The organism is Pseudoalteromonas sp. SG44-8 (assembly GCF_014164125.1).
GTDB lineage: Bacteria > Pseudomonadota > Gammaproteobacteria > Enterobacterales > Alteromonadaceae > Pseudoalteromonas > Pseudoalteromonas rhizosphaerae.
In genome coordinates this window covers 110,510-121,320 of sequence record NZ_JACJEQ010000002.1, presented here as the reverse complement: position 1 = coordinate 121,320, position 10,811 = coordinate 110,510, and the positions used below count along the sequence as shown (strand labels likewise).

At 41.2% G+C, this 10,811-nt stretch carries 8 protein-coding genes; 6 read left to right on the top strand and 2 right to left on the bottom strand.

All coding sequences use genetic code 11. The features are described from left to right. Positions 1-87: 87 nt before the first annotated feature. The 3 genes from blaCARB (at position 88) to H5163_RS02830 (ending at position 2,502) form a co-directional block, all read left to right on the top strand. Entirely contained in the window at positions 88-954 is an 867-nt protein-coding gene (gene blaCARB / locus H5163_RS02840) for a CARB/PSE/RTG family carbenicillin-hydrolyzing class A beta-lactamase (protein WP_182734283.1), read from the top strand. 164 nt (positions 955-1,118) lie between these two features. Further along, a complete protein-coding gene (locus H5163_RS02835) occupies positions 1,119-1,982 on the top strand; it encodes a PhzF family phenazine biosynthesis protein (RefSeq protein WP_182734281.1) in 864 nt (287 codons plus the stop codon). 115 nt (positions 1,983-2,097) lie between these two features. Beyond that, the gene (locus H5163_RS02830; RefSeq protein ID WP_182734280.1) at positions 2,098-2,502 is read left to right on the top strand and encodes an MAPEG family protein; all 405 of its coding nucleotides are present in this window, start codon (positions 2,098-2,100) and stop codon (positions 2,500-2,502) included. Positions 2,503-2,527: 25 nt separating this feature from the next. Here the strand turns inward: H5163_RS02830 and H5163_RS02825 are convergent, their stop codons facing one another. Then, positions 2,528-3,727 (bottom strand): Nramp family divalent metal transporter, encoded by a 1,200-nt coding sequence (locus H5163_RS02825; RefSeq protein ID WP_182734279.1) that lies wholly within the window; start codon positions 3,725-3,727, stop codon positions 2,528-2,530. Positions 3,728-4,136: 409 nt separating this feature from the next. Further along, positions 4,137-5,399, bottom strand: a complete 1,263-nt coding sequence (locus H5163_RS02820; RefSeq protein ID WP_182734278.1) for a valine--pyruvate transaminase — start codon at positions 5,397-5,399, stop codon at positions 4,137-4,139. 234 nt (positions 5,400-5,633) lie between these two features. Between H5163_RS02820 and H5163_RS02815 the strand changes: the two genes are divergently transcribed. The 3 genes from H5163_RS02815 (at position 5,634) to rbbA (ending at position 10,809) form a co-directional block, all read left to right on the top strand. Then, positions 5,634-6,647: an endonuclease/exonuclease/phosphatase family protein gene (locus tag H5163_RS02815; protein WP_182734276.1), complete on the top strand. Its 1,014-nt coding sequence runs from the start codon at positions 5,634-5,636 to the stop codon at positions 6,645-6,647. A gap of 356 nt (positions 6,648-7,003) precedes the next feature. Beyond that, positions 7,004-8,008: an HlyD family secretion protein gene (locus H5163_RS02810; RefSeq protein WP_182734274.1), complete on the top strand. Its 1,005-nt coding sequence runs from the start codon at positions 7,004-7,006 to the stop codon at positions 8,006-8,008. Next, positions 8,008-10,809 carry a ribosome-associated ATPase/putative transporter RbbA gene (gene rbbA / locus H5163_RS02805; protein WP_182734272.1) on the top strand — a complete coding sequence of 934 codons (2,802 nt, stop codon included), beginning with the start codon at positions 8,008-8,010 and terminating at the stop codon, positions 10,807-10,809. Before H5163_RS02810 ends, rbbA begins: the two co-directional genes overlap by 1 nt. Positions 10,810-10,811: the final 2 nt, after the last annotated feature.

Genomic DNA, 10,811 nt, shown 5'->3' with positions numbered 1-10,811 from the left:
TATCATGTAGGTCAAGCTTTAGCTTTTTTGTTGTCACAGATGCTTTTATATAAAATGCTGGTTAATCAGAATCATGGGATTAAATAGATGAATTCTTTATTGGTTATTTTGCTTTTAATACCATTTGTGGCATTTTCACATAGCCCAAAATTTCAACAAGTGGAGCAAGAAGCTAGGTTAATCGAAGTGACGCTTTCGGGCCGGATAGGGGTAACGGTTCTTGATACTAAAAATGGAGAATACTGGGATTACAAAGGTGATGAACGCTTCCCTTTGACAAGTACTTTTAAAACAATTGCTTGTGCAAAGTTATTGTATGACTCTGAGCAAGGGGATATTAATCTTAATAGTACAGTCAAAATTAAAAAGACAGATCTTGTGACGTATTCTCCGGTTATAGAAAAGTATGTAGGACAAGCAATAACCCTCGATGATGTGTGCTCTGCAACCATGAAAACAAGTGATAATACCGCGGCAAACATCATCATAAATGCAGTAGGGGGCACAGAAAGCATAACTGATTTTGTAAGGCACACAGGGGATGAAAAAACTCGCTTAGACCGTTTTGAGCCCGAGTTAAATGAAGGAATACCAGGAGACTTAAGGGATACAACGACTCCTAAATCAATAGCAAACACTTTAAATGAACTATTATTCGGCTCAACACTTTCTCCAATGAGCCAAGAAAAGTTAAAAGCATGGATGGTCAATAACCAAGTAACTGGTAACTTGTTGCGCTCAGTGTTGCCTGAAGGTTGGAACATAGCCGATCGTTCCGGGGCTGGTGGCTTTGGTGCTCGAAGCATTACAGCGGTAGTATGGAGTGAACATCAATCACCGATCATAATTAGCATCTACATAGCGCAAACTGAGGTCTCAATGAAAGAACGCAATGAGGTGATCGCTAAACTAGGGAACTCCATTTTTAAAGTTTATACATCGCAGTCTCGTTGATAAAGCTAACGTTGAGGTCTTTCATGGATAAAGAGTAAAGTCTGATGATCCTGCCAGAACAGCTAAACCATTGAATCAAAATAGCAACTCGGCTATGGTTGATGGATTAAAAGATAAATAAAACGAGTCACTTTTAAGGCTCGTTATAGAGGGAGTAGGTACAGGTGGATATTGAAGTTGCTTTGGTAAGCGCGTTTACAGTAAATGGCAAAGGTGGCAACCCTGCTGGTGTTGTGTTTAATGCTGACAGGCTCACAGATGCTGAAAAATTAAAAATTGCTCAAGTTGTCGGGTATTCAGAAACGGCTTTTGTTGCTAGTGATAATGAAGCTGATTTTGAGGTGTCTTTTTTTACGACAACAGCAGAAGTTGATTTTTGTGGCCATGCTACGTTAGCTACTTTTTCTACTATGTTCCAAGAAGGTGTGCTTACTGCGGGCACTTATGTTCAGCGCACCAAGGCTGGCATGTTATCAGTGAGTATTGAACCAAATGGTAAGGTTGTCATGGAGCAGCAATTACCTGAAAAAATAGCTGGTTTTTCATATCAAGAAATTGCCCATATGATAGGTATTGAAAGTAATATACTTGAAAGCACAAACTTACCTATTGAAGCTATCTCAACAGGACTAGCCGATGTCATAATTGCTGTTCCTCATGGATATTTAGATGCAATAGAGCCAAACGATGAACGTATCACTGATTTTTGCAAACAGCATAACCTTGTTGGCTTTCATGTTTTTGAGCTTTGTGAAGTGCAAAGTAAACATACAGCCAGCTGCCGTAATTTTGCTCCTTTGTTTGGTATTTCTGAAGAGTCAGCAACAGGAAGCTCTTGTGGGGCTTTAGCATGTTACCTTACCGAGCATCTTGCTGAGTTAGGGAGTGAATATGTTTTTGAACAAGGTAGGGCTATGAATTGCCATTCAATAATTACAGCATCTGTTGAGTCTAACAATTCAATAATAAACAGCGTAAAGGTGGGTGGTTTTGCCAATAGTATAGGCTCAGTAATAGTCGCCGTATAACAGCTAATCTCTTAAGCCTAGTAATTGACAATAGCGTACAATTGACTGTTTTTATTCTATGTTGAAGAAGCTTGTTTTAGCGAAGGTTAGATTACTCTAAAGGACTCAGTGTGAAATGAATACTATATTTTTGCCCATGTTCGCACACGTGATTTTGTGTGTTGTGCTATATGGTTTGCTCACTATTGCCAGAGCCCCAAGTGTATGGGGGCTTGGTAAAAGAGCGGATGGCTCTAATCCATTTCAATCTATACAGCCAAAACTCAGCGCTAATTTGAGCAACCAATTCGAGTGGCCGGTATTTTTTCATCTGGTTTGTGTGCTTTTAATTTCTACTGATTCAACAATTAGTTCAGCTTATTATTTGCTGGCTTGGGTCTTTATCGCTGGGCGAGTGTTGCACAGTGGTGTTCAAATATTCACTTCAAACATCAGGCTGCGAGGAAGTATTTTTACAATTAACTTCATCGCAGTACTCGCAATGTGGGTGATGTATAGCATTGAAAAAATGAGCAGTTAACAAGGTGGAAAGACTCGCAAACGTATCAAAAAATCAAACTAAAAAGCTTGTAACCACTTAGGCCAAAAATAAGCACTAACACCGGTAAAGTAACTAAGTTTACCAGCATTGAGTTGGTGTATTTGCCCATTACTGTTTTTTGGTTAACCAGCCACACTAGGTAGGTGGTTACAATAGGCAGTAATAAGCCATTAGCGGCTTGGGCAAAAATTATCACGGCTACAGGGTCTAAACCCAGAGACGCCACCGCCGCACCAAATAATAAAATAATAATCGCGACACTTTTAAAGCGAGTGTTATCCATTTTATTTGACCAACCTAACATGCCACATACTGCATACGCACCGGCAAGGGGGGCTGTAATTGCGCTGGTTAAACCTGCTGCAAATAAGCCAATAGCAAAAAAGTAATGGGCAGCATCGCCAAGTAATGGCTCAAGTTGTACCGCCATGTTGGCAGCGCTAATTTGCCCTGCATCTGTGCCATAAAAAGCCACTGACGCGGTTGATAAAATAGCCAGGGTGATCACGCCACCTAAGGTGATAGATACGCCAGTGTCTACATTAGTTTGCTTGATGACTTTTTGCTTATCACTTTTGCTGTCGTGCCTTGCAGCTAAAACACCTGAGTGTAAAAATAAGTTATACGGCACTATGGTGGTGCCCACTAATGCCAGTATCGTGGTAATTGAACCCTCAGGCATACTAGGAATAAACCCTGCTAACACATCACTCAGCGAGGGAGCAGCCATAACTAACGTAGAGATAAACACTAGGCTCATTAAAATCACTAATAAAATAAGCGCGTTTTCAACGACTTTGTGTTTACCGCTGTAAAGTAACACCGCACTTAAAAATGCAATGAGTGGCGTCCAAAGCTGGGCATTAACATGAGGAAATATTTCAATTAATCCCATGCTGGCACCGCTAAGGTTGCCAGCTTCATAGGCGGCACTGCCTACTCCAATGGCGCTGATCACTAAAAATATAGCGAGCGATTTAAATAGGGGCGTTTCAATGTGGGCTCTTAGCGCTTGCGCTAAATCTTTCCCGGTGGCTACGCCAAGGCGCGCCGCCATAGATTGTAATAATATGGTGGCAATTACTGAAAACAGTAATGTCCATATTAGTGCAAAACCAAAGTTTGCACCTGCCACGCTGGCAGTCGTAATAGTCCCTGGTCCAATGAAGGCAGCGGTGACGAGTAGTCCTGGTCCTAATCGCATAATTGACCTTAATAGTACTTTTGCATATTGCTATTTAAAGTTACATCTAACGTTTTATAACGCGATGCCTGTATTATTGCTGCCACTTATATTAAGTGCCTTGCAGCGATAGCCGCCCCTTGGCAAACCCTTTTTTGATGATAATCATATGTTAAAAAAGGTCGCGTAGCATACCAACTTATATATAAATTTAAAGGGGGTGCGGCTCGTTTGCACAAAATTAATACAATCAATAAATAACAGTAATAACCGCTTACCTCAGTTTAGGGCTTATTTAACGACTTAGAGAATGACTGAATAACCTTAAATTGTTCACAGGTTTATGCCAATAACTATAGGCACTATAAACACTTTTCACGCATTTTATTCAAGCAAAGGGTTCGAATGCTCTACACAATATCACCCCCATTCATGCCATCACGGCTTTAATAGCCTCTAAGCCTTTTCGCAAAGTGCTGGCATCGGTTGCATAATTAATGCGAATGCACTGGTGTTTGTGTGCCCAAGCATCATCAATACCAATAAAAAAATTATGCCCGGGAATAATATAAACGTCCTGCTCTTTGAGCTTTTGGTAAAGTTGTTCGCTGGTTATTTTTGCCTCTTTAAACCACAGCCACATAAAAAATGCGCCTTCTACTTTGTGTAAGTAAACGGGGAGGTGGGCAAATATTTCATCAAACAAGTTCATTGCTGTTTGTGCTTTTTCTCGATAAAAAGGCAGCACTGAATTTTTACACAGCGGGAGGAGTTCATCTTCATTAATTAGGCGTGTTACTAAACTTGGGCCAAAACTGTTTGGCGATAAAATCATACTGCCATTTACACGGCCAATGGCTTTAATTATGTCATTGTTAGCCACTACAATACCGGTTCGCAAACCCGGTAGGCCAAGCTTTGAAAGCGACATGCATAAAATAATGTTTGAGTTCCAGGTTAAGTTTGCGTCGGTATAAATACACCCAGGGAATGGGTCGCCGTAGGCGTTATCAATGATCAGTGGGATATTATATTGCTTAGCTAATAAATCGAGATGATGTACTTCTTCATCAGTAATGACATTGCCTGTAGGGTTAGTAGGGCGAGACACACACAGTGCGCTAATGCTGCTGTCGCTTGCTAATACTTGCTCAACAGCTTTAAAGTCAATGATATATTTAAATTGGTTTGATCCACTTTCAGTATTTAAAATTTCGATATCGGGCTTTATTGCTACAAACATATCGTCAGTTAAGCCCTGATCTGCATAGCCTACATATTCAGGTGCCAGCGGAAATAAAACCTTTTTATGGCTACCATCAGGCATACTGCCAGCTAACAGATTAAATAACACAAAAAAATTGGCTTGGCTGCCATTACCAAGCGCTATATTATTTGCGGTTAAATCCCATGAGTATTCACTTTTTAGTTGCTTGGCCAGAGCTGCACGAAATGCATCATTACCCGCAGGGCCATCGTAAAGTCCAAATACGTTGGAAAGTGTATTATTAGCAACAAGCTTTTGTAACTCATTGATAAAAATATCATTAACCTCAGGCACTAAGGCCGGATTACCACCACCGAGCATAACAATATTTGGATTGTTACTGTTTTTAGCATCGCCTAAATCTTCCATTAACTGAGTAATACCATTAGGTTGAGTAAATTTAGTGCCGAAGTTTGAGTAATCCATAATGACCGTGTGCCTTAAAAAATGATAAGTTAGTGTAAATTAACACTATGAATTTGATATTGAAAAATTTTCACCGCTTAGATTAATATAGCCATAACCCGCTATAATCGTTTTTCTTATTTTAAGTAGGGCAGCCTTATCAGCAACCTTGAATCACACACTAAAACACCTTTAAACACCACTGCAGACGATTCGGTTATTACTAATACGACCCTTAAAATTGCCACTTTTAATTTGTTTAATTACCTTGAGCCGCCTAATGCCTATTATGAATTTGAACGCATATACACCGCAGAGCAGTGGGCTAAAAAGCAGCGTTGGCTTATTAATTACTTAACCGAGCATCAGCCTGATGTGATTGGCTTTCAAGAAGTATTTAGTATTGAGTCGCTTAAAGAATTAGTTAAAGAGCAAGGTTATGCGTACTTTGCCGTGGTAGATGAGCCCCAGGTAATCGACGACTTTATTTATAAACGTCCTGTTGTGGCAATAGCCGCAAAATACCCTATTGCTGAAGTGGCAAGTGTTGAGCATGACCATGAGCTTGTTAAAACCCTTGGTTTAACTGAGGATTTTACATTTAGCCGAAAGGTGCTTAGAGCTACAATAACCTTACCGCATATCGGCAACACGGATTGTTATGTGGTGCATTTTAAGTCTAAGCGCTCCATGATAGAGCTTGATGAGCAAAACAAAGACCTCACACCCGAAAAAAATATTATCGAGCTATTAAAAGCCGATATAGCAGGGAGTTGGGGCTCAACTATTCAGCGCGGCAGTGAAGCCACATTACTGATGATAGACATCATTGCGCGCCGTGAATCTGCACAAAACCCAATGGTTTTAATGGGCGATTTTAATAACGACTTAGCCGATGGCGTTTTAAGCCATTTACTAACAAATACGCTGCGTTTTGCCCCCACGTTTGACAGTAAAACTTACCTTGTAAAATATTGCCTTAACGACGCGTGGCAGTTATTTGCAAAGTCGCAATTAAACTCGGCTAATCAAAATAATGAAAATACAGTGGATTTAAAGCGAAAGCCTACCCATTATTTTGGCGCGAGCAGCTCAGTGCTTGACTACATTTTGTTATCTTGCGAGTTTGACTCAAGTTACGACGACAGCTTTTTTGAGGTGAGCCAGTACCATACTTACGATCGTCATTTAATTAACCCTGAATTTGAGCGTGATGATTTAAGCACCGATCATGGCGTGGTATTGATTAGCTTAGCATTAAGGTCTTGACGGGTTTTGTTACTATAAATTGTAAGCGGATCTGCCGCTGACATAATTAATATTAAGGCGCTCAGTAGGTGCCTTGATGTTCTCCCTTTCTTTTATCCTGTTGTTTTAAAAAATCACCAATAATTAGTGCATTAACTCTAATTTATATTGATCCACATCATCTTTTTTAACGGTGATAGTGGTAGATTAGTGATGCTGGATTTTTAAGTTCGTTTAAATCGCTTATTACAACTACCCTTGTTGTACTTACAAAGCAGGGTTGCTTTCATATAACAATTAGCGTGCTGTATCCTAAAAATTTTTACCTTATTACTACCCCACTTACATTACTTTTTACATACATGGAGTTTTAGCACATGACAATTAAATCAACGTTCAAATCTTTGAGTAAACTCGCTGTTTTGGTCATTGTGGGCGGGGCTGGCTGGTATGCTTGGCAAACCTTGCAACCTACATCATTTGCTGAACAACTCCCTGATAGTGTTGCCTATGGAAATGGGCGAATTGAAGCGACCGAGTACGATATTGCTACAAAATTACCGGGCCGCTTAGTTGACGTTATGGTGCAAGAAGGCGATATGGTCAAAGCGGGTCAAACGTTAGCGGTTATTGACACTGATGATTTAAACGCACAGTTACGTGAAGCTGAGGCGGGGCTTCGTGTTGCCAATGAGTCTCGTAAATACGCATTAGCGATTGTAGAGCAGCATAAAAGTGAGCTTAATTTTGCACAAAGTGAATTGCGCCGCTCTGCAAAATTATTGGAAAAAGGCCATATTTCAAAAGAAGTGGTTGATCAACAACGAACCACCTCTGCTATTGCGCAAGCTGCTTTAACCGCGGCAAACGTAAAAGTTGTGCAGTCGGATGCTGAAATAGAAGCAGCGCAGGCACGTATTGAGCGATTACAAAGCAACATAGCCGACAGCACGCTAACAGCACCAATCAATGGACGCATATTGTATCGATTAGCTGAGCCTGGCGAAGTGCTTGGCAGTGGTGGCAAGGTTTTATCTTTATTAGATTTAACCGATGTTTATATGAGTATATATTTACCAACAGCGCAAGCGGGCAAGGTAACAATAGGCTCACAAGCGCGCATTGTTATTGATGCTGTTGCCGAGTATACATTGCCGGCTAAAGTGACGTTTGTATCTGCACAGGCGCAATTTACCCCTAAATCGGTAGAAACCCGAAACGAGCGCGATAAACTGATGTTTAGGGTTAAGGTAAAGCTCGACTCGCAGTTATTAAAAGATCATATCAAACAAGTAAAAACAGGGGTGCCAGGGCTTGCTTATGTGTTGCTAGCACCTGAAAAAAATTGGCCTACGTCGTTACAGGTACGAGTACCTGAATAATGGATAACGCTAATAATAACACCGATAAAAACGCGCAACAGCCACCTCTTGAAAGTGTAGTTACGCTTACTAAGGTGAGTCATCGCTATGCTAATAATCGCGTGCTGGACAACATTAGCATTTCATTACCTGCCGGGAAAATGGTTGGTTTTATAGGCCCTGATGGCGTAGGAAAATCAAGCTTGCTGGCACTTATAGCGGGGGCAAGGGCGATTCAAGAGGGGGAGGTTGAGGTATTAAACGGCAATATGCGTAGCAGTGGTTTTCGTAATACGGTGTCGCCACGCATTGCTTACATGCCTCAAGGGCTTGGCAAAAATGTGTACCCAACACTTTCTGTGTTTGAAAATATAGATTTTTTTGGTCGCCTTTTTTCTCAAAATAAAGCAGAGCGCAAACAACGAATTAATAACCTTTTAAAAAGTACAGGCTTAGAGGCATTTGCCGATCGCCCCGCAGAAAAGCTCTCTGGCGGGATGAAACAAAAACTCGGTTTGTGCTGCGCACTGATCCATGACCCTCAATTATTGATTTTAGATGAGCCAACAACCGGGGTTGATCCGCTATCGCGTCGTCAATTTTGGCAATTAATAAACAGTATTCGCGCTGAAAATACACAGATGAGCGTACTGGTTGCGACCGCCTACATGGAAGAAGCCGATGATTTTGATTGGCTAGTCGCTATGGACGATGGAAAAGTAATCGGTACGGGCAGCCCACAAAACCTAAAAACGCAAACTAATAAAGAATCGCTTGATGAGGCGTTTATAGCATTACTTCCTGAAGAAAAACGTCATGATCATCAGCGGTTAGTTGTGCCACCTCGTAAACAAGACTTAAACACAACCCAGTTCGCTATAGAAGCAAATGGATTATGTAAAACATTTGGTGATTTTACCGCTGTTAACAAGGTGAGCTTGAGTATTGAACAAGGTGAAATTTTTGGCTTTTTAGGCTCAAATGGCTGTGGAAAAACTACCACAATGAAAATGCTTACCGGGTTACAACCCACAACCAGTGGCGAAGCAAAATTGTTTGGTGAAAAGGTCGATGCCAATAACATCGAAAGCCGCAAACGCGTTGGTTTTATGTCGCAAGCGTTTTCGCTTTATAACGAGCTTACAGTGAAGCAAAACTTGGTATTACATGCTCGTTTATTTCACTTACCCGCAGAGAAAATAGAGCCGCGCGTTAAAGATTTAATTACTCGGTTTAACCTTAAAAAATACAGTGACGATTTTCCTACCGATTTGCCCCTAGGTATTCGCCAGCGTTTATCGCTTGCTGTTGCGGTAGTACATAGCCCTGAAATGCTCATACTTGATGAGCCCACATCGGGTGTAGACCCCGTTGCAAGGGATGACTTTTGGCAGTTACTCATTGAGCTTTCGCGCGAACAAGGCGTGACTATTTTTATTTCGACTCACTTTATGGATGAAGCGGCTCGTTGCGATAGAATTTCGTTAATGCATGCAGGTAAAATACTTGCCAGCGATACGCCAGCTGCACTGTGCCGAGCGCGTAATACCGACACATTAGAAGCTGCTTTTATTGCATATTTAGAAGAAGCGGTAAATGCAGCCGGAGCAAGCTCGGCGTTACAAGCATCGATAACTGATAAACCCAAAGCATTGGCTAAAGCGCCCGCTACTCGTAAAAATAACACCAACCCCGCATTTAGTTTGTTGCGGCTATTTGGTTATGCGCATCGCGAAACGCTAGAGTTATGGCGCGATCCTATTCGCCTAACGTTTGCTTTACTGGGCTCAATAATTTTACTGTTTATTTTAGGTTACGGCATTACATTTGATGTTGAAGATTTAAGTTTTGCGGTACTAGATCAAGACCAATCGCCCGAGAGCCGCAACTACATTCAAAATATGGCAGGTTCACGTTACTTTATTCAAAAAGTAGATATTAAAAGCCCGCAAGAACTTAATAAACGAATGCGCAGTGGTGAGTTAAGCGTGGCCGTTGAAATTCCACCTAACTTTGGTCAGCAATTTAAACGCGGCCGTAAGCCTGAAATTGTAGTGTGGATTGATGGTTCTATGCCGTTTAGGGCAGAAACGATTAATGGTTATATGAGCGGCGTGTATTACAGCTATTTAACCAACTTATCTTTGCGCACTTATGCGCAGATACCCAACTTAGTGCCAGCTAATATTGAATCTCGCTATCGTTATAACCAAGATTTTAAAAGCATTGAGGCCATGGTGCCGGCGGTTATTCCACTACTATTGGTATTTATTCCTGCGATATTGATGGCGCTTGGCGTAGTACGAGAAAAAGAGTTGGGTTCAATCATAAACTTATATGTAACACCGGTTAATCGGCTGGAATTTATTATTGGCAAACAGCTGCCTTACATTTTAGTGAGTATGATCAGCTTTTTTGGCCTAGTCGCACTTGCTATTACTGTGTTTGGTGTGGCGCTAAAAGGCAGCTTTTGGGCGCTTAGTTTGGCTGCATTATTATACGTTACAGCGACTACCGGAGTTGGGCTGTTAATTTCGGCTTTTACAAAAACACAAATTTCAGCACTGGCAGCCACTACGGTGGTTGTGTTGATGATTGCCGTTAACTTTTGTGGGCTAATTGACCCTGTTTCTTCCTTAGAAGGGTTTGGCGCTATTATTGGTAAACTGTTTCCGACCACCTACTTTTTAGAGGCGTGTCGGGGAGTCTTTAATAAAGCGCTTAATTTTTCTGATTTATCAGCCCAGCTACTGCCTTTATTCGCTTTTATACCCGTGCTGACTCTGGCCAGTGTATTTTTACTTCCAAAGCAGGACAAATAGCC

What these genes read in the sequence shown, in the direction of transcription:
- blaCARB (WP_182734283.1), top strand. Translation starts at nt 88, where the DNA reads ATGAATTCTTTATTGGTTATTTTGCTTTTAATACCATTTGTGGCATTT.
- H5163_RS02830 (WP_182734280.1), top strand. Translation starts at nt 2,098, where the DNA reads ATGAATACTATATTTTTGCCCATGTTCGCACACGTGATTTTGTGTGTT.
- H5163_RS02825 (WP_182734279.1), bottom strand. Translation starts at nt 3,727, where the DNA reads ATGCGATTAGGACCAGGACTACTCGTCACCGCTGCCTTCATTGGACCA.
- H5163_RS02820 (WP_182734278.1), bottom strand. Translation starts at nt 5,399, where the DNA reads ATGGATTACTCAAACTTCGGCACTAAATTTACTCAACCTAATGGTATT.
- H5163_RS02810 (WP_182734274.1), top strand. Translation starts at nt 7,004, where the DNA reads ATGACAATTAAATCAACGTTCAAATCTTTGAGTAAACTCGCTGTTTTG.
- rbbA (WP_182734272.1), top strand. Translation starts at nt 8,008, where the DNA reads ATGGATAACGCTAATAATAACACCGATAAAAACGCGCAACAGCCACCT.